General features: G+C 37.4%; 17 protein-coding genes. 9 read left to right on the forward strand and 8 right to left on the reverse strand.

All coding sequences use genetic code 11. From position 1 onward, the window contains the following. Window positions 1-334 precede the first annotated feature (334 nt). Window positions 335-1,546: an acyl-CoA dehydrogenase family protein gene (locus G440_RS19305; protein ID WP_034258877.1), complete on the forward strand. Its 1,212-nt coding sequence runs from the start codon at window positions 335-337 to the stop codon at window positions 1,544-1,546. A gap of 146 nt (window positions 1,547-1,692) precedes the next feature. Here the strand turns inward: G440_RS19305 and G440_RS0102435 are convergent, their stop codons facing one another. Next, the gene (locus G440_RS0102435; protein WP_026449847.1) at window positions 1,693-2,151 is read right to left on the reverse strand and encodes a TspO/MBR family protein; all 459 of its coding nucleotides are present in this window, start codon (window positions 2,149-2,151) and stop codon (window positions 1,693-1,695) included. Window positions 2,152-2,581: 430 nt separating this feature from the next. On the opposite strand from G440_RS0102435, the gene G440_RS0102440 reads away from it, so the two are divergent. After that, on the forward strand, window positions 2,582-3,076 hold the full coding sequence (locus G440_RS0102440; RefSeq protein ID WP_026449848.1) for a heme-binding domain-containing protein: 495 nt from the start codon (window positions 2,582-2,584) through the stop codon (window positions 3,074-3,076). Between the two features lie 344 nt (window positions 3,077-3,420). On the opposite strand, the gene G440_RS0102450 is transcribed toward G440_RS0102440, so the two are convergent. Continuing rightward, window positions 3,421-4,173: an arylesterase gene (locus G440_RS0102450; RefSeq protein WP_026449849.1), complete on the reverse strand. Its 753-nt coding sequence runs from the start codon at window positions 4,171-4,173 to the stop codon at window positions 3,421-3,423. 212 nt (window positions 4,174-4,385) lie between these two features. Between G440_RS0102450 and G440_RS0102455 the strand changes: the two genes are divergently transcribed. From G440_RS0102455 to G440_RS0102475, 5 genes are all read left to right on the forward strand, one after another. After that, entirely contained in the window at window positions 4,386-5,075 is a 690-nt protein-coding gene (locus tag G440_RS0102455) for an ABC transporter ATP-binding protein (RefSeq protein ID WP_026449850.1), read from the forward strand. A 47-nt stretch (window positions 5,076-5,122) separates the two neighbouring features. Next, complete coding sequence (locus G440_RS0102460; RefSeq protein ID WP_026449851.1) at window positions 5,123-7,615, forward strand: ABC transporter permease; 2,493 nt, start codon at window positions 5,123-5,125, stop codon at window positions 7,613-7,615. 602 nt (window positions 7,616-8,217) lie between these two features. Then, window positions 8,218-8,352 (forward strand): aminopeptidase, encoded by a 135-nt coding sequence (locus G440_RS21575; protein ID WP_157417827.1) that lies wholly within the window; start codon window positions 8,218-8,220, stop codon window positions 8,350-8,352. A gap of 9 nt (window positions 8,353-8,361) precedes the next feature. Further along, window positions 8,362-8,622 (forward strand): hypothetical protein, encoded by a 261-nt coding sequence (locus G440_RS0102470; protein ID WP_026449852.1) that lies wholly within the window; start codon window positions 8,362-8,364, stop codon window positions 8,620-8,622. A 13-nt stretch (window positions 8,623-8,635) separates the two neighbouring features. Next, entirely contained in the window at window positions 8,636-10,180 is a 1,545-nt protein-coding gene (locus G440_RS0102475) for a T9SS-dependent choice-of-anchor J family protein (RefSeq protein ID WP_026449853.1), read from the forward strand. A gap of 391 nt (window positions 10,181-10,571) precedes the next feature. Here the strand turns inward: G440_RS0102475 and G440_RS20530 are convergent, their stop codons facing one another. Continuing rightward, complete coding sequence (locus G440_RS20530) at window positions 10,572-13,103, reverse strand: BspA family leucine-rich repeat surface protein (RefSeq protein WP_157417828.1); 2,532 nt, start codon at window positions 13,101-13,103, stop codon at window positions 10,572-10,574. A 661-nt stretch (window positions 13,104-13,764) separates the two neighbouring features. On the opposite strand from G440_RS20530, the gene G440_RS0102485 reads away from it, so the two are divergent. Then, window positions 13,765-14,193, forward strand: coding sequence for a VOC family protein (locus G440_RS0102485; RefSeq protein WP_026449854.1), 429 nt, complete (start codon window positions 13,765-13,767; stop codon window positions 14,191-14,193). Window positions 14,194-14,263: 70 nt separating this feature from the next. On the opposite strand, the gene G440_RS0102490 is transcribed toward G440_RS0102485, so the two are convergent. The 5 genes from G440_RS0102490 to G440_RS0102510 form a co-directional block, all read right to left on the reverse strand. Next, window positions 14,264-14,716, reverse strand: a complete 453-nt coding sequence (locus G440_RS0102490; protein ID WP_051285100.1) for a DoxX family protein — start codon at window positions 14,714-14,716, stop codon at window positions 14,264-14,266. A gap of 277 nt (window positions 14,717-14,993) precedes the next feature. Beyond that, entirely contained in the window at window positions 14,994-15,800 is an 807-nt protein-coding gene (locus tag G440_RS0102495; RefSeq protein WP_026449856.1) for a type 1 glutamine amidotransferase domain-containing protein, read from the reverse strand. After that, a complete protein-coding gene (locus G440_RS0102500; protein ID WP_026449857.1) occupies window positions 15,800-16,960 on the reverse strand; it encodes an iron-containing alcohol dehydrogenase in 1,161 nt (386 codons plus the stop codon). Before G440_RS0102500 ends, G440_RS0102495 begins: the two co-directional genes overlap by 1 nt. Window positions 16,961-17,201: 241 nt before the next feature. After that, complete coding sequence (locus G440_RS0102505; RefSeq protein ID WP_026449858.1) at window positions 17,202-18,200, reverse strand: NADP-dependent oxidoreductase; 999 nt, start codon at window positions 18,198-18,200, stop codon at window positions 17,202-17,204. Window positions 18,201-18,610: 410 nt separating this feature from the next. Beyond that, window positions 18,611-19,198, reverse strand: a complete 588-nt coding sequence (locus G440_RS0102510; RefSeq protein ID WP_026449859.1) for a TetR/AcrR family transcriptional regulator — start codon at window positions 19,196-19,198, stop codon at window positions 18,611-18,613. A 357-nt stretch (window positions 19,199-19,555) separates the two neighbouring features. On the opposite strand from G440_RS0102510, the gene G440_RS0102515 reads away from it, so the two are divergent. Beyond that, entirely contained in the window at window positions 19,556-20,692 is a 1,137-nt protein-coding gene (locus G440_RS0102515; RefSeq protein WP_026449860.1) for an endonuclease/exonuclease/phosphatase family protein, read from the forward strand. The last annotated feature ends 212 nt before the right edge of the window (window positions 20,693-20,904 follow it).

Here is a 20,904-nt window from a genome sequence, read left to right on the forward strand (position 1 = left end):
CGTCCTTAAAGATAAGTACTTTGGATGAATAATTATATAAATTTTTTTAGATATAGTATATCTAAAATTCCTCAGTAATTTTTACAGCCCACTAAAATTCAAACAGAATATAGTAAGGTATAAGTTTTGTTCAGCAGTTTATTCAATAGTTATATTTTCGAAATGTTTCTTTAAAAAATTTTCTTTCCTAAAGCTTTTTTTAAAATATTATATTCTTTGGCTAAGCGACGATAGAAGTGAAGTGAAAATTCCAACCTAAGATATTCGCAACTTCCATATTTAAGAGTTGGAAGAATCAGTATATTTATAAGAAGAATTCAAAAACTCAATTCCTATGCTCCAAAACGTCCTATTAACTCGAGAAATATATGCATCAGAAGAACATATGATGATGCGTGAAATGATTCAGGATTTTATCAATAATGAAATTATTGATCATACCGATGAATGGGAGAAAAATGGGATGGTTAGCAGAGAAATATGGGAACGCGCCGGAGAATTAGGTTTGCTGTGCATTGATATGCCAGAACAATATGGCGGCAGTGGTTTGGATTTCAGCTTTAACGCGTTGTTTATTGAAGAAATGGGGAAAAGAGGTGTCAGTGGTCCAGGGTTTTCATTACACACAGATATAGTTGCACCCTATCTCTTAAAATATGGCACCGAAGCCCAAAAGCAGGAATATCTCCCTAAAATGGCTGCCGGGCAATTAATTACATCCATTGGGATGACCGAGCCAAACTGCGGTAGCGATCTTCAGGCCATTACTACAAATGCCGTAGACAAAGGGGATTATTATTTGGTAAATGGACAAAAAACCTTTATAACCAATGGGTATATGTGTGATATGTCCATTGTAGCGGTGAAAACCAATGTAGGCACGGAAAAAGAAGGCGTGTCTTTATTGATCATGGAAAGCGATTTCGAAGGTTTTGATAAGGGAGTTCCTTTTAAGAAAATAGGAATGAAAGCCCAAGATACCTGTGAATTGTTTTTTGCCGATGTAAAAGTGCCCAAAGAAAATTTATTGGGAGAAGAAGGAATGGGTTTTAAAATTATGATGACAGAATTGGCCAGAGAGCGTTTAACTGTAGGACTTAATGCTATAGGTGGTGCGGAAGGAGCCATAGAAAACACAGTTGAATATACATCAACAAGAACTGCTTTTAAACAACCCATTGCCGGATTTCAAAATACACAATTTAAACTAGCTGAATGTGCCACTCAATTACAACTTCATCAAGCTTTTTTAGATCGCTGTACCCTATTATTATCAGCTCATAAGCTAACTGCTGAAAGTGCTTCCATGGCGAAGTATTCAGCAACCGAAATGCACAGTAAAGTAGTTGATGAATGCTTACAGCTATTTGGAGGTTATGGTTATATCTGGGATTACCCAATTGCGCGTATGTATGCCGATAACAGAGTAGCCAGAATTTATGCCGGCACCAATGAGATAATGAAAGTATTGATCGCTCGCGGTTTGTTTAAAGAATTGTTTCAGGAAATGAAGGCACAAGAAAAAAAGAATAAAAAATCAAGATAATTGAAATATAGATTTTGGACAATGCGGTGTTAGAATATCAGTTTTTTTATGCAATTAAAAGCAGGATTCAATAAAGGTTTTTTCTAATTCAAATATCGCAAAAATGTGATTTTCCGTAAAATCCTTAATCCAATATATTCTATTTTTCAATTCTTCAGAAAAACATACCCATTCAAAGATGTAGCGATCAGCAACCAAATAAAGTAAGGAGCTACCAACAAGGATTTAAATTCCATTTCTTTCCAATAAAAGAAGAGAAAGAATCCAATAACCAGTGTAAGACCAGCTATTACAAACAAGCCCGCCAAAACCTGATGGTAATAGAAGAAAATCGGATTCCAGGCAAGATTTAAAATGTAGTGAAGAATCAACACGCCAATAAGCAGTGTTCTATTCTCAACCGAAGGCCATAAGTACGCCAGATAAATACTAAAACAAATCATTATAAGCGTCCACGAAACCCCAAATGCCCATCCCGGTGGAGTCCAAGGCGCCTTAGCAATCCCAGCGTACCACTCAGACCGAGGCCCTTTTCCAGCCAATAAACTTCCAAGGCCAATGGAAGCAAAATTCAGTATCAAGAATAATATCAATCTGTAAATCATATCCTATAAATTATAAAACCTCATTAAATCAGCGTTTAGATTTTTATCTTTCCACTTTCCACTTTCGTCTTTCATCTTTCCTCTTTATTCTTTCTTCCTCTTCCATTTTCTACTTTTGTCTTTGGAAAGTACTGCTTCTTATTCACCTAACCAAAACTATCCATAGAATCCATTTAAAATATATTATCAAAAACCACAAGCAAAAAACTGATTTATATCATATTATTTCCCAAATTACTATCGTATTTTTATTGTAACATAAGATTAATAAGTAAATATTAAGTTTTTTAGATGATTAATTGGGTAATCAATATACCGAACGTCGCAATTGTTTGATAGTAGCTCTACTTGCAGCAAAGAATAGGATTCTATCAATTACCAGTATGGAAAAGAATATTTACGAATGTCTAACCTTTTAAAAATTAATAATATGAAACGAGTTCTAATAGTAATTCTAGTAATTGTAATTATTGCCTTTATTGCAATTCAATTTATAAGACCTTTAAAAAATTCAGGTCAAGAGATTGCAGAACATCAAATTACAAATAAGTATCAGGTTCCAGAAGAAGTGGATAAATTGCTAAAAGTTTCCTGTTACGACTGCCATAGTAATACCTCTCATTATCCGTGGTATTCCAATGTTCAACCCATAGCGTGGATTCTTGAAGATCATATATTGGAAGGTAAGGATGAATTAAATTTTTCTACCTTTCTGAATTATCCGATATGGCGACAATATAAAAAATTTAAGGAAATAGGGAAAGAAGTAAAAGAAGACGAAATGCCTCTAACTTCTTACACATTTTTGCATCGCGACGCAGTATTGAGCGCCGATCAAAAATTATTGATACAAAATTGGGCAGCGAAAACAATGAAAGAAATGGAAACTGAATATCCTGCAGAACAATTGGTGAAACCTAAATAATTCTCAATTATGAGTTATGAGTTATGAGTTAGGAGTTTATGAGAAATTTACGTCTTTAATATTAAAGTCGAAAAAGTTAAATCATTATTTTATTCTATGACTGATCCAAAATTCTTAAATCCTTCGTTATTAGTGTCTATACGGTAAAAACGAACCGCTGAAGCAGGAGTGTTCCACAAGATGTACTCCCTTGTGTGTTATAGAGCGAATACTATTGTTTTCATCTTGCGTCTTTCCGCATTAAAATTTCATTTCTCGCATCTCCTCTTTGTTCTTTTCTCTTTATTCTGTTCGCTAACTTCCGCTTTTCAATTTCATTTTCATTTTCGATTTCACCCTGTGGTTTAAGATTCCGCATTAATAACTTTAGAAAGCACCTCCCAAACATTCTCAGCCACAATCTTATGCCCTGCAGCCGTAGGATGAATCCCGTCACTCTGATTTAATTCCTTAATCCCACCAACATCTTTTAAAATAAAAGGAATAAAGCCAATCTTGTTTTCTGAAGCCAAATCAGAGAAAACCTCCTTAAATTGGATGGTATAATCCTGCCCCATATTGGGAGGCAATTGCATTCCCGCTAACAAAATTTTTGTAGCGGGGCTTTTGGCTTTCACGGCGTTGATAATCGCTTGCAGATTAGCTTTGGTTTCAGAAATAGGCAAACCGCGCAGACCGTCGTTGGCACCAAGTTCTAAAATGAAAATATCAATATCTTGATTTAAAATCCAATCGATTCTACTTTTCCCGCCCGCGGAAGTTTCCCCGCTCAGCCCAGAATTTACAACTACATAGTTTAGACCGAGGGAATCAATTTTAGTCTGAATAATACCCGGAAAAGCGTCATTGGTATCATCCAACCCATACCCAGCTGTAATGCTATCGCCAAAAAATAGGATGGTTTTGTTTTTAGACTTTTCTGTAGTTTCTGTTTCGGTAGAGGCATTTTCATTGGTTTCTACGGTAGCCTTTGATTTTGTGTTATTCCCACAGGAAATCATCACAAAAAGGAGTAGGAAATAACAAAACTTTAAGAGGTTTCGATAGTTGGAAACTGTACTATTTAAAAGGCTTTGCGTAATTTTGGAGTTCGGCATATAGACTGTGGATTATTAAAGTAATTTGTAATTAATCAGATTGAATTAGAACGTTGTTTCACGCAGAGGGCGCAGAGATAAAAGCGCTGAGAGACGCAGAGGATTAGTTGTTTCGGTATTCAATAATTCACCCTCTGCGACTCTCTGCGCTTAACTCAGCGTTCTCTGCGTGAAAACTTGTATAACGCGTTAAAGCCACTAACAATACTTAAATGACAAAGATATTAAAGATTAACGGGCTAGAAAAGACTTATAAAAGTGGCTCCAAGCAATTAACAGTCCTTCACGATGTTTCCTTTGAAGTTGAAAAAGGTCAAACATTCTCAATAGTTGGTCCTTCGGGTAGTGGAAAAACAACCTTGCTGGGATTAGCAGCAGGCTTGGACACCCCGAATGCTGGCACAGTAGAATTATGTGGTCATATTTTAAACACCCTCAACGAAGACGAACGCGCGCAACTTCGAAATGAAGAAGTAGGGTTTATCTTTCAGGATTTTCAATTGCTGCCCACCTTAACCGCTCTTGAAAATGTAAGCGTGCCATTAGAGTTGCAGGGGGCGAAACACGCCGCCACCAGAGCGAAAGAGTTATTGCAAAAAGTGGGTTTGGAAGACCGCATTCACCATTATCCATCCCAATTATCGGGTGGGGAGCAGCAGCGCGTAGCAGTGGCAAGAGCTTTTTCAAATAGTCCCTCTATTTTATTCGCAGATGAACCTACGGGAAATCTAGACGAAGAAACCGGCGAAAAAGTAATTCAGTTACTTTTTAACCTGAATGAAGAAGCAGGAACTACACTAGTGATTATTACCCACGATTTGGATCTAGCCGCAAGAACCCAGCAAATTTTAAGACTGAAAGGCGGTAAGATTTTAACGAATGAAACAACAGCAGTAATTTGAACCAATCTCCGTTAAAATCGAATTTCAATCCCACTTGGCTTTTTAAAATGGCTTGGCGCGATGCCAAAGCGAGTAGGGCACGGCTGCTACTTTTTATGGCGTCTATTATCTTGGGCATTGCGGCGGTGGTTTCCATACAGTTGTTTAGCCAGAATCTTACTGATAATATCCAGCGCCAATCAAAATCCTTGATGGGGGCCGATTTTCGTATTGATATCAACGAGCTTCCATCGGAACGTGCTCAAGCAATTATTGATTCCTTAAAACCCGATGCCTCCGAAGTAAGTTTTGTTTCCATGGTTGCTTTTCCGAAAAACGACGGTACTAAATTGGTCCGTGTTCGTGGCTTGCAATGGGATTTTCCATTTTACGGCAAGCTTGAAACAGAACCTGTTACAGCTGCTACTTTCTATCAAACTTTAGGTGGCGCTTTGGTAGATGCCACTTTAATGTTGCAATACAATCTTCATCCTGGCGACTCAATAAAAATTGGCGAAATAAGCTTACCCATCGCCGGTGCATTAAACGCTATTCCTGGCAATACAGCGGTTGCAACTTCTGTAGCTCCCCTGGTCATTATCCCTTATAGGTTTATAGAATCCACAGAATTATTACAATTTGGAAGCCGAAAGCGATATGAGTATTTCTTTAATCAACCCAATACCAACCTGGTTTTACTGGAAGAACGTGTGCAACCAATGCTCGAAGTTGAAAATGCAGATTTAGACACTCATATTAGTACTAGCAGCAGATTAGGCCGCAGGTATGACAATGTAGGCTCCTTCCTAAACCTAACCGCATTTATTGCGCTCTTGTTAGGTTGTGTAGGGATTGCCAGCTCGGTAAACATCTACATCAAAGAAAAAATAAAGGCGATTGCCGTCTTAAAATGTCTGGGCGCCTCCAGAAAGCAAAGTTTTTTGATTTTCCTGATCCAAATTGCAGGAATCGGAATCTTAGGCGGAATTATTGGAACTGCAATAGGAGTAGGGCTGCAAGAACTTTTTCCTATAGTATTAAAAGAATTTCTGCCATTTGATTTAACCATTAGCATTAGCGCGCAACCCATAATAATGGGCGTTCTCTTAGGTCTAGTAATGTCGGTTTTATTCGCCTTACTTCCGCTATTGCGCACTTGGTACGTTTCGCCATTGGAAGTGCTTCGGGTCAATGGGGAAACCTCAAAACAGTCAAGAAAGGCAAGCTATGTAGCCATTTCCGTGATTGTCTTGTTTTTATACGCCTTTTCCTATTGGTTGCTTCGCGATTGGTTATTTGCCCTAGCCTTTATCGTGGGAATTATGGCAACCTTCGGAATTCTTTCAGGGATTGCAATCGGCACCATGAGATTAGTTAGAACCTACTTTCCCAAGGGCGCAGGTTTTACTACCAGACAGAGTTTGCTAAATTTATTTCGCCCCAACAATCAAACCGTAGTACTGTTGATCGCGATTGGTTTAGGTACATTTTTAATAAGTACGCTATACTTTACAAAGGATATTTTACTGGATAAAGCTGAAATTGGAGAAACCTCCGAAAATGCAAACCTGATAACCATAGACGTACAACCCGACCAAGTGGCTGAGGTGGAAAATACTTTTAAAGCGAATGACTTACCCGTATTGGATAATATTCCGCTGGTTACTATGCGGGTTCACAGCTTAAAAAATGAATCGTTAAACAAATTGCGAACGGATACTACTTCCCAAATAAAAGGTTGGGTTTTAAGTCACGAATTTAGAACTACCTACCGTAGCAATCTTATCGATTCCGAAGAAATTATAGCAGGGGAGTGGGTGCCAGTACAAAAGAAAGGCGACACCATCCAGATCTCCATTTCTGAAAATCTCGCAAAAGATGCCGATGTTAGCGTAGGCGATCCTATTGTTTTTAATGTGCAAGGCGTCCTCATGCCAACGCTCGTCAAAAGTATCCGAAAGGTAGATTGGGCAAACCTGCAACCTAATTTTACCATCCTTTTCCCCAGCGGAGTCTTGGAAAATGCGCCACAATTTAATGTGCTAACCACCAATGCTCCAACGGAAGCCAGCTCGGCTAAGTTGCAACGAGACTTGGTAACCAAATTCCCCAATGTGTCGGTTATAGATTTACGGCAGATGTTTACAGTGGTAGAAGACATCCTAAACAAGGTATCTTGGATTATCAATTTTATGGCTTTTTTCAGCATCCTCACAGGAATTATTGTTTTAATTGGCTCTGTCCGCACCAGTAAATACCAACGAATAAAAGAAAGTGTGCTCCTGCGAACCTTGGGCGCAAAAAACAAACAGATCCTAACCATCACCGCCCTTGAATATCTATTTCTAGGAATTTTGGGCAGCCTCTTGGGAATCCTTTTGGCACTTGTTAGCAGTCTCCTCTTGGCAGTATTTGTATTTAAAGAACCTTTTACACCTTCGCTAATTCCATTCTTGGTTTTTCTACCTGGAATCTCTCTTTTGGTTTTGGGGATTGGCCTAAGTAACATTCGGGAGGTTTTAAGGAGTTCGCCTCTAGGGATACTTCGAAAAAACACTTGATTTATTGATTATATTCTGTTAAAATAGACAGATTGGAAAATTTATAATCATTTTTTTTATGAATTAACGATTATATCTGCAATTATTCAGACCCAAGTTGCAACTCGACATTTGCGCTTTTTTTAAAGGCTTTGTTCGAGTCTTGTTCGAGTCTTGTTCGAGTGTTGTTCGGAAAAAGGGGGTGTTATCCGAACAACACTCGAACAAGTGTGGAATCAGTCCCAAGTATAGGCGTTTTAATGTCCCTTTTTTATATCACTGTGGAGTTCCTAAAATTAGAAGTTTGCTTTTAGCCGAGTCCCCGTTTCTGGGTATCTGGTGGAAGGTGTCAAAGGAAGGTTCTACGCTGTTTAGCAGTTTATTCTTGGTCGTGTTTTTCTTTGAAGAATCCTTTTGCACCTTCGCTAATTCCATTCTTGGTATTTCTCCCGGGAATCTCTCTTTTGGTTTTGGGAGTTCGTCTTTGGAGTTTCTTTGGAAGAGTTTGTAGGTTATTGTTTATAGATGGTAGTTGGTAGATACGTTTATCTTTTGCCGATAATTACCCAAATAACGGCCCTTCAGATCATCGCAATTATTGGCAATTCAATATTCCTGCAGTAATGATTATTGGCACAGAAGGACAAGGAAACCCTAATTATCATACAGCTACAGATATCATTGAAACCCTGGATTTCAATATTATGACCGATGCGATGAGTAGTATTGCTTATGCATTATTCAACATTTTTAAATAGAAATAGGGAGTGAAAAAAATAGTTTTGTGGGTTTATAGAGCTCAAGATTATGTTTATAGCAGTGCCTCAGATTATGCAGATGAAAAGGGATTATTGGACGATATTGTAGTATTCCACTATTATGGCTTAGTAGGAAAGGAACGCGATCCTCCCCAAATCTCGGGAGCGCAGCAGCGGGGCTTGATCATAAAAAAAACAGTTAAACAATATTCATTATTAATCTTAATTAACGGAATTAGGTATTTTTACAGCTGTAAATATCAATCCTAAAAAAGAAAAGATTATGAAAAAGACAATTACCTTATTTTTCGTACTTGCATTTATATACAATGCAAATTCTCAAATATTTAATTCAGGATTTGAGAATAATAATGGAACCTCATTATCCGAATATTCAACCATTAACAACGATGGTTTAACAGTACCCAGTTATGCGCCCGTTCAAGAATTTAATGATGAAGCTTGGATTCAATTTTACGACGGGTATGACAATAAAATTGCCTTTAGCACTTCTTGGTACGATCCTTCTGGTCAGTCTGATGATTGGTTAATAACTCCAGCAATTGTTATTCCTAATACTGGTGAACCTACCTTGTATTGGAAAGCAAAGTCCTACGACTTTGAAAATTTTGAAGATTATGATATCCGTGTTTCTACTACCGATAATGATATTTCCAGTTTTACCGTGACATTGCTTTCTGTAATAGAGGAGCAGCCTTTTGATTATAATTCAAGAAGTTTGGATTTATCAGATTATAGAGGTCAAACAATCTACTTGGCTTTTGTAAATGTTACGGACAATGGTTTATTCCTCGCATTGGATGATTTATATATAAGTGAGTCTGCAGATTGCCAGTTGCCCGATGTTTCTAATGTTTCCAGTAGCGATCTTACTGAAAATAGCTTTACCGTAAGTTGGTCTGCAACTTCAGAAATAGCTTTGTACGATACTGGCTTAGCCACGTTTGAAGGTTCGGTATCTTCTTCAGGAACCCAAGGGAATCTATTTAAAAGTTATGATAATTTACAGCCAGCAACCCGCTATCAATTTTTCTTAAAAAACGCAGATTGTGGTTCAGGATGGGCCACTCCAACTTCAATTTGGACTGCAGCTATTCCGCCGTACTCTTATGATTTTGAATTTACCGAAGAAAATTATGGCGAATACGATTCTGATGGATGGTCTTCAAATACTTGGATTAATGGAAGTGGGGCAGAGGCTCAAAACGGCGATGGATATGTTTTTAATAATACGAGCACCTCATTTGATAAAAATGATTGGATTCATTCCTACCCAATCAAAATGAATGCAGCAGAAACAGTAAATATTACCTATTACGCAAAACTGGGCTCAGAAATTGCTGACCCTGCAACATTAAAAATAGCTGCGGCAACCGAACCTAACAGGGATGCTAATTTTCTAGAATTAGATAGTCAAACCGTTGTAGGTGGTGAATATGCTGAATATACTGCCCAATTTACAGCCACTGAGACGGGAGTATATTATTTTGGTTTTGGAAATGTTACGCCAATAGTTTCCGAGAGCGCTGCTTTGCGTTTAGATAACATCCAATTTACATTAGAGCCTTTATCGGTAAACGATCCTAAAATATCAGGTCTAAGTATTTTCCCGAATCCAGTAAAGGATGTTTTAACGATAAAATCTGTAGAGGCTGTTGAAGGTGCTCAATTATATACTTTAAACGGAAAATTGATAGCTTCATATTCAAATACTTCAGAAATCGATTTTACATCATTTCCAAAAGGCTTGTACTTGCTTAAAATTACAACGGCTATTGGAACCGAAGTGAAAAAGATCATTAAATAGGAAAAGTTTAATCGAAAGAGATTGATTTATTTTAATTTGTAAATATGCAATTGTCGGTTTACTTCAGGTCAACTTCAGGTTTACTTCAAGTCTAAGTCAGGTGTAAGTCAGGTCTTGGCCAAGTGGTGGTATGTTAACATATAACAATACACTGCCAGCAGTTGGTTCCCAATCTGGTTCGGATCTCATTCGAGTTTAGTTAGAGATTGCTTGGACACCTTCGCATTTTCCTTATTTTACGAGGGATTCTCGATCATTTCTCGAAGCATCCTCGGAGAAATGTGCACAAAATCTAGAGCAACTCCGTTGTGCCCCCCAAATGTTACGCGCAAAAAAAAGCCTGTAAAAAAAATGTTTTACAGGCCATTTACTATTAAACAAAAAGTCTAACTTATTCCTTTATCAATAGTTCTGTTTTACGACCACCTTCACCGCTTATCAGTACCATATATGTGGCACTGGAAAGCTTGGATACATCAATGATAGTTCCCGTAGTAATTCCTCTAAGGTCCACTTTTTTGATCAACCTTCCGGTGAGTTCGTATATTTCCAACCTTTCTAATTCAATATTCTGAGGATTATAAATGTTCAGGATATCCCGACCAGGAATTGGATATAGGGTTATCGTACCATAGTTGAGAGAATTGTTGCTCCCAAGGTCAACATCTACTGTTAATTCAAAATCACAGTTTGATATATTGCCATATTCATCCTCTGCAATAATGGTAATTGTATGTACTCCGTCTGAGAGCTCTGACCCAGAAGCTGGAACCTGACTTGTAAACGTAATAGGATCGGTACAGTTATCCGTGGCGTTTGCTTCTCCCGTTGCAAAATAATCTGGCAGAATATAAAATTCGTCTCCAATTTCTGGATTCACTATTTGATTGGAGGGACACGAAATTTCTGGAGCAAGATTATCCACTATTGTTACAACTGCAGTGCAGGTACTCTCATTTCCGTTCAAATCTTTAATGGTCAAGGTGACGGTGTTGTCTCCAATATTGCTACAATTAAATGTGCTAGGGGTTACAGTTAGTGTGGTTGCACCATTACACCCAATATCTGACCCACCATCAACATCATTTCCCGTAATGGTAACACTCCCGGTTGTATCTAGACCGACAGTAATATTCTTACAGATAGCAAAAATGCTTAGACTTGGTCCTCCATCCGTAATGCTCCAACCAAATGTGGTTATTATATTATTCTTGGCAATTTCGCCACTACAGTATTTGCTATTCCCAACATTAAAAGTCACGTTGTTTTTTAGGGTCAAGTTGCTCCAACCATTTAACAAGACGTCATAATTAACTGTTGAAAGGCTAACATTTTGGAACATTCCTATCATATCGGTTACATTTACTACTTCCCAATCTCCAATATTCTGGTTGAATGCCGTGGCATCCCTAAACATCTCCCTCATATTGGACACATTGCTAACATCCCAATTACCAATATCCTGGTTGAACGCCGAGGCTTCAGCGAACGTATAAATCATATGTGTTACATTACTAACGTCCCAATTACCAATGTCTTGATTGAAGGAAGACGCATTATAAAACATACGATCCATGCTGGTCAGGTTTCCTAGGTTCCAATTCCCTATGTTCTGATTGAATGCGGATGCGTTATAAAACAAATACCCCATATTGGTCACGTTCTCAACATTCCAATTCCCAATATCTTGATTGAATAAGGAAGCATTCATAAACATCATTTGCATGTCCGTTACGTTGCTCACGTCCCAATTACCGATGGCTTGATTAAATGCGCTAGCTCCCTCGAACATAGAATGCATTTCGGTTACATTACTTACATTCCAATCATTAAGGTTCTGATTGAATGCAGTGGCATTATTGAACATTGCGGACATATTAATAACATTGGCTACCTCCCAATTTCCTATGTCTTGGTCAAAAGCAGAAGTACCCCCGAACATGGCTGCCATATTGGTTACGTTACTAACATTCCAATTCTCTATATTCTGATTAAATGCGCTGGCATTAGAAAACATTCCACTCATATTATTCACGTTGCTAACATCCCAATTTCCAATACTCTTGTTAAAGGATGTTGCACCACCGAACATACCACCCAAATATATTACATTACTCACATCCCAATTTCCAATATCCTGATTAAATGAAATTGCGTTATCAAACATTGCACCCATATGTATCACCTTGCTAACGTCCCAATTTCCAATATCACCATTAAAGGCAAAAGCTTTGTGAAACATACCGTTTGTAAATAAAACATTACCCACATTCCAAGCTCCTATTTCCTGATTAAATAAGGAAGCTTCATAAAACATATACGGCATATAGACAACATTGCTTACATCCCAATTGCTGATATCACGGTTAAAGATGGAAGCACCTCGAAACATGTAAGACATATCAGTAACGTCACTTACATCCCAGTTTTCAATTTCTCCATTAAAAGAAGAAGCTCCATTAAACATTCCCCACATATCAGTAACCTGTGAAAGATCAGGAAAGTCAGTGGAGTTATCGAAAATATTAGAACAGTTATAAAAGGTACTCCTCATCGAGCTCCACGGATTGTTTCCCCATTGCTCTATTGATAATATTTTTTTATTGTCCTTGGAGTCATTATAGTCGTAAAAAAAGAGATGTGGAAAATCACCCCGTATGGCAACAGTATAAGTGCCCTCCATACCGTAGTCGTGGCTAGCATCGCCTGTGAAACCAGTTTCCCAGACTCCATCGTTTTTCCAGCTTACGTCGTAGTTGTAAATATCTTCTGAAAAAGTTGGAATTGTTATGGAACTCGTGCTGGAAACGCCCGGATTATCTGTTTTCCACGTGGTAATGAAGTAATCCTCTTGCTGATATTGTTGGGCACTAGCCTGAATAATAATAAAAAATAAAGTAACGTAAAGTAAAGGTATTTTCATACTAATAAAAATTTCGGTTAATAATTGATTGGATTGAAATAGATAGAATTGGTTAAAATTTTTAGTTTGAATTTTAATCAATTCTGAAAATACTCTGGAGCGGGGAGGCTCTCGCGGAGGTGAACGATATCTTATTAAAAAGATAAAATATTATTTTATCTTAAATTTTGGCAAACATATAAATTATTAATAGGAAAAATAGTATTTCCTCAAATAATTTGTAGAATATATTCTAAGAATGCTGTAAAGCTTTAAAGCTGATATCGCAGTGTCTTGCCAATGGTTCTCAAGGACCAAAATCTTACCAAAAGAACTTTTAAGAGCACCTACGAAATGAGAATATTTATGGCATAGCGTCAAAATATTCTCGGTTTATAGTTACCAAAATTTTAATATAATAACCCTTTTTTAATTATCACTTTTCTTTTAATAAAGTACTATCTTTATGAGGATAACTAGTTATATGTGCTTGATATCTAGAAATATAAATCTTTAACAACCTCTATTTTATTTGCAGGTTTTAATGTAAAAACATAGGTCTTCGGTCAACAAAAAATATTAGAATCATATTAAAATTCCTACTATGAATCGGATAATAAGTACATTTTCATTTGTAATTTTACTGATAGGTTGCAACTCGAAATCTGAAAAAATTACCAATATGTCCGACAATAAAAATAACACAGAAAAGCCAGCACCTGAAGTGGAACCTATGCCAAAGGTAACCGGAGTAGGAGGGATCTTCTTTTATTCCGACAATCCGGAGGAAACCCAAAAATGGTACACTGAAAATTTAGGAATCGAGATCAATGATTGGGGCTCGTCGAGTTTTGACTCTCGCGATATAGATAATCCCGAGAAAATAAATTCCCTACAATGGAAAGCATTTAAAAAAGACGATGACTATTTCTCTCCATCAAAAAAGGGGTTTATGATTAATTATCAAGTCCAAAATATTGAGGAACTTGTAGAAAAACTAAGAAATAACGGAGTTAATGTACTTGACAGCATCGAAACCTATGATTATGGAAAATTTGTGCATATTCTGGATGCGGAAGGTAATAAAATTGAGTTGTGGCAGCCGATATAAAATGACCTAAAATAGAAAATGGTAAACTGCTTTCTACTTCATTTATTAATCGATGGAAGGCTTGTATAATTTATGTAATTCGTTCTTTATTCTCTGTATGGGAGAAAAACATATAATCCAAAGAGAATTTTCCGGGCCCCGTAAAAGTAAGAGCTAGAAAAGCAAAGAAATAGAGATAGCGCAGTTCCAGAATCTCAAAGGTATCGCCGAGAATATAAGCGTGGAAAATAAAAATCACTACAAAGTTTATGGTTAGGATCAAACTTGCGATTCTAGAGAAAAGACCAAGAATCAATAGGATGGCACAAATTCCTTCCGCAAAGGCGGCTAAATAAAAAGAGACCTCCATCCCAATGCCGATAGGATCCATAAATTGAATTTCCTGTCCACTGAGAATAACATTCATTTTTCCATACCCGTGTCCATAGAGCAACACAAAGGCAAAAACCAATCTCAAAATAAGCAAGCCGATATCGTGAGCAGTGGTATATTCCCGAATCAAAAAATTTGTAGCTTTTTTCATTGTCAATACATTTTATATTTAACTAATTTCCAGTCTTTTGTTTAATTAAAGATAGTGATTTTTTTATTTTTAAGAGAGGAGGGTGAAAGGTTTGCTAAGTTGAATCTTTCTTTTAAAGACATTGAATTTTGAATTTGTTTGGCCTTAATGCTTCCCCGCTAGCGCGAGCGTCTCCTTCGTGTTACTTAATTTTTATTATAACTTATAATCAAAATTTAGTTTACAAAAAAAAGGTCACCATTTAGGCAACCTCTCTCTTCTACTAAAATTAAAAAAATTATTTTAAATTCTCATACAGTTTTTCTGCCACCAACTTCGAGGAAGCAGGGTTCTGACCCGTTATTAAGTTTTCATCTTGGATAACATAAGGCGCCCAATCGTCTCCGCTAGAATAAACAGCTCCGTGTTCCTTAAGCATGTCTTCCAGTAGTAAAGGCACAACTTCTGTTAGGCCTACAGCTTCTTCTTCAGAATTTGAGAAACCTGTTACTTTTTTACCTTTTACCAAACTTTTACCTTCTTTGTTTTTAACGTCTCTTAATATCGCTGGGGCGTGACAGACAAAGGCAATGGGTTTTTCTTGGGTATTAAATTTTTCGATCAGCGCGATTGAATTGGCATCGTTTACCAAATCCCATAAAGGACCGTGTCCACCTGGATAAAAAACAGCGTCAAAATCGTCTGGATTCATATCTGCCAATACTTTGGTGTTTGCAATTATATGTTGTGCTTCGGTATCTTTATTAAAGCGTTCGGTGTCTTCAGTTGCTGCATCAGGACCGTCGCTACTTGGGTCTATGGGTGCTGCGCCACCTTTTGGAGTTGCAACGGTGATTTTAACGCCTTGATCTAATAGGCTGTAATATGGGCTTGCAAATTCCTCTATCCAAAAGCCTGTCTTTTTTCCTGTATCTCCTAGTTTATCGTGAGATGTCAATACAAATAATACGTTCATGTCTTTCTCTTTTTCTAATGTTGATTTTTCTTCTGAAGCTTTTTCAGAAGAGCCTTCCTTAGCACCCTGATTACAACCAAATGCTGTAATAAGGGTTAATACCAAGGCCAGTGATTTTACTGATTTCATTAATAAGCCATCTTTACAATCTTCTCAACCTTCTCTGGCGATAAGGATTTGTGTTCTCCAATTCCTAACCAACCACGATCGGTAAAGCGTTGTTTTATGGTTTCGGCTGTACCTTCGTAATCCTTGGTGTAATTGGATAACTTGGTATCGATGCCTAATTCGTGGAAAAAGGTCTCCGTTTTTTCAATAGCGACATAGGCTTTATCGTCTGTGCTACCTTCGGTTATATTCCAAACCCGTTCTGCGTATTGCGCCAATTTCTCTTTCTTGTCTTCGAAATTGTATTTATAATGGCTTGGGGTCATAATAGCTAAGGTACGTGCGTGATCAATGCCGAATAGAGCAGTAAGCTCATGACCCATCATATGGATCGCCCAATCTCCTGGAACTCCTTGTTGGATCAGGCCATTAAGAGCCATAGTACAACTCCACATAAAATTGGAAGCCGCTTCATAGTCCGTAGGATCTTTGATCACTTTTGGTGCTACTTCAATTAAGGTCTGTAAAATGCTTTCCGCGAATCGGTCTTGTAATAAACCGCCCACTGGATAGGTCATATATTGTTCTAAAACGTGTGTAAAAGCATCGGTCAACCCATTTGCTAACTGACGTTCTGGAATAGAGGCAATTACTTGCGGATCCAATATAGAAAACTGTGGAAATAATCCTGGGCCGCCCATTGCAAGTTTTTCTTTGGTTTCGGCGCGAGTAATTACCGCTCCCGAATTCATTTCCGAAGCCGTAGCAGGAAGGGTGAGCACTGTTCCAAAAGGCAGACCTTTTTCAGTTTTAATATTATCGGTTAAAATATTCCAAGGAGATACGCCTCCATACAATGCTGCAGCCGATAAAAATTTGGTACCATCAATCACCGATCCACCACCAACGGCTAGCAAAAAGGTAATGCTTTCCGTTTTAATAACTTCTAAAGCCTCCATCAACACCGAATATTCAGGATTGGCAGGAATACCACCAAACTCGATAACTTGGGCATTGCTCAAAGCCATTTTTACTTGGTCGTAAATTCCGTTCTTTTTGATACTCCCACCTCCATAGAGTAGGAGGATCTTAGCATTTTCAGGAATCTCGTTTGCTAGTTTTTCGATACTGTCCTTTCCAAAAATTATTTTGGTAGGATTTTTAAATTCAAAATTATTCATTTTTATATTTACTTAAATTAAGTTCTTTATTTCCCGCCTCGAAGGCTAGGTAGGTTTATTGTTTCAGGTTCCTCTAGGTTTCAAGTTCCAAGTTCCAAGTTTCAAGTTCCAGGTTGCAGATTCAATTGAATTTAGAAGGTTTCAAGTTTCACGCCTTTTAATTTTAACTTTCTACTTTTCAAATTTCACCACTCGTCGCTCGTCGCTCGTCGCTCGTCGCTCGTCGTTCGTCGTTCGTTCCTCACATTTTCACCACCATTTTCCCCTTGTTCTTCCCTTCAAACAAATCCATAAAAGCATTCGGGATATTGTCAAAACCTTGGACTATAGTTTCGGTGTAGGTCAATTTATCTTCAGCCAACCAAGTTGATAAGTGTTTCATTGCTTCAGGGAATATAACTTCATAATTGGAAACAATAAAGCCTTGCATTAAAGCACTGTTTTTTATAAGGAAGGGTTGTACGCTGATGCTTTTTGGTATTTCTGTATTGTTATAAACTGAAATAGAGCCACAGATAACGAGCCTCGCAAATTGGTTGATATTGAAAAATACGGCATCAGAAATTGGGCCGCCCACATTGTCATAATAGATATCCACGCCATTTGGTGCGGCTTCCGCTATGGCGGCTGTCATATTCTCGGTAGTGTTATAATTGATTCCCGCATCAAAACCGAATTTGGTTTTTAGTAGTTCCACCTTTTCATCGGACCCAGCAATCCCGATAACTCTAAGACCGAGAATCTTTCCTATCTGACCAACCACAGAGCCAACGGCTCCGGCTGCACCTGAAACAACTAGAGTTTCCCCGGCTTTAGGTTTTCCTATCTGTGTTAATCCGGTATAGGCTGTTAATCCAGTCATTCCCAGAATCCCTAAATAAGCGGATAATGGTGCTTTGGAAGCATCAACTTTTAGAAGCCCTTCGCCAGTGGAAATTTGTTTTGTTTTCCAATCCAACATACCCGAAACATAATCCCCGGCTTCAAACTTCTTATTTTTAGATTCCAAAACTTTGGCAATTACGCCGGAATGGATTGGTTTGTTAAGCTGAAATGGGGGAGTGTATGACTTTGCATCACTCATCCGTCCTCTTAAATAAGGATCTACAGAAACATAAGTAGTTTCTAAAAGTAACTCACCATCCTTAATGCTCAACTCAGCATCATCTTCCAAAAATTCAAAATCTGAAATAGAAGGTTTTCCTTCGGGTCTGCTTTTTAATACTATTGTCTTTATCATAATTATCTTTTTATTGTTCCTAAAAATTTGCCACTTGTTTCTGAAAGTTTTGCCACGAATATCACGAATACTCACGAATTCAATTGTTACCGAAATATGACGTAAACAATGACTATCTATTTCACGAATGGAACAGACTTTCAGTCTGTTTTAAAAACCTTTGGCTTTTGGTTCATACTAGTTTATTTTGGCACTTTTATTTATTTCAAATGTCTATTTATAAATTATTCCAATTTAGTCTTATGCCTGCCTGCTGGCAGGCAGGTCTTACGTCCTATAGTCCCGATAGTTATCGGGACGGTCTTAAGTCTTTTTTTTTCCAACCCTCTTTGTGGCCTTTGTGCTTTTTCTTAGCGTCCATTTTGGTTAAATCTGGCAAGCGCACTCATTACTTTATTATTCATTACTCATTAAACATTATTCATTCGAATCCCATCCCAAGCCGCCTGATAAGCAACCTCTAAATGCTTTTCATCCAATTGAAAGCCTTCGCTTTTATCCGCCATCATTAAAAACGACAACGGACTTATGGTGTAGGCATACAATACATAGTTTGACACGGGTTTTAGAATTTCTTCTTTTTTCCCGCGTTCCCACAGGTCGAGTAGGGGCTGTAAGTGTTTTATTCCTTCTTGTCTACTAGGTTCGTCAATCATTGGGGTATTATCACATTGCGCTAAAAACATGGCGTTTTCAGACTCTTTAAATTTAAAATCGGCAATCCGTTTCCAGATACATTCAAAACCTTTTTCAACCGATAATTCTTCATTATAAGTGGCGAAAGCATATTTAGTATATTCCGCCTTAACTTTAATATAGGCCTTGTTAACTAAGTCTTGCTTATTTTCGAAATACAGATAAATAGTGGCAGGGGAGACCTGAGCCATTTTGGCAATCTTACTCATTGGCGCCGCGTGGAAACCATTGTTGTTTACCAATTCAATAGTCGCCTTTATTAAGGCATTGCGCTTATCAATACTTTTCTGAAGTTTGGCCATATTCTTTCTAATTATGGCACAAAGGTATATGAAAATGAATGTTCATTCTCTTTTTTTAACAGGGATTTATGTCTTTGAAACGGAGGCACGACTGAACCAATCTGTTTCATTGCACTTCAAAATTTTAATCAAGATAGAGATAGTTTTAAGCGGTGCTTGTTCTGAGTGGTGTCGGCGGAAGTAGTAACGAAGCGGGAATCTGTCTGCAATTAATTTAATTGAACTATATTTCATATATTTACGTAATCACTTATCAATTAGTGGTTAACATCTCCGCTTTAAGAATTAGAATAGCATTTTATATATCATTCCTTGGTATATATCCATCTGTTTAGATTAACAAATAATAAAAAAGATATGTGGTATAATGATTTAAGACCAGACAGCGAGTTAACAAACGACAAGTATTCCTTAATCATGTTAGATAAGGAAAACAACTACAACCGGATGTTAACTGATGCCGATAAAAAGCGCACCTTAGCAAACCTCTTGAGATTACGAGAAGGAATTATTGAGAAAATACCTCGAAAAACAGTAGATACCAACCTTTTACTATGTTCTTGGAATATCAAGAATTTTGGTACTTTAAAAAATAGAACCGCCGAATCCTTATATTATATAGCCGAAATAATCAATTCCTTTGACATCGTTGCCTTACAAGAAATTAATAGGGATTTAAGCGATTTTAAAAAAGTGCTTAAATTATTGGGAAGTAATTGGAAACACACGTTTAGCGATGTCACCGAAGGTAATTCTGGAAATGATGAACGTTTTGGTTTTATTTATGACTGTCGGCGTATAACACAATCTGGATTATCTGGAGAAATTGTAATCTCTCCCGAATTAATAGAAGAAAACCCAATTATCAGTCAGCTAAAACGCACGCCTATATTTACAGGATTTGAAAGTGGCTGGCGAAAATTCTCCGTTGTAAGTGTCCATTTGCATCCTGGACAAGGATCCACCAACAAAGCTATTCGGAAAGAGGAAGTACGTTTGTTAATGGAGATACTTAAAAGAAAAATACATTCTGCGGCCTTCGAAGATAGAAATGTGGTTATTGTGGGAGATACCAATCTTTATAAAGAGGACAATGATATTGTAAAACTTATAACCGATACTGATTTTGAAGAAAGTAACGGCCTTCAAGGCAAATTCACCAATACCAGTTTAAATCAAATTTATGATCGGGTTTTTTTAAACGTAAACGATTACTTTAAACTGAGTCTGGACGCCAATGGAAAAGAGAAAGGCGGAGTTTTCAATTTATTTGATTACGTATATATTAACACCCCCGAAGAAATAGAAAACTATCACAACCTAATGCGTGAACAAAAAGAAAACCCAGATACACTGACCAGTGATTCAAAATTCAAGGACTATTTTAATAAATACTGGAAACGAAATCAGATGAGCGATCATTTACCTATTTGGATAGAAGTACAAACTGAAAGTAGTGATGAGTTTTTAGCCAATAAACTTTGGAAGTTTTGATTGGGTCCCGTTTAACGGCATACGTTAGCTAACCACTCAGGTATGATTTATAACTAGTGGGAGAAGTGATGGTGTAAATATGCTTGATAGGCCTAAACGCATTATATCTGGAACTATGTAAAATAGCGCAGAAAAAGTACTATCCGCATATTTTAATTGTTCTATAATTTATATTATGTAAAATAGAAATAATCAAAGCGTCCACCACCATT

Source organism: Aequorivita capsosiphonis DSM 23843 (assembly GCF_000429125.1).
GTDB lineage: Bacteria > Bacteroidota > Bacteroidia > Flavobacteriales > Flavobacteriaceae > Aequorivita > Aequorivita capsosiphonis.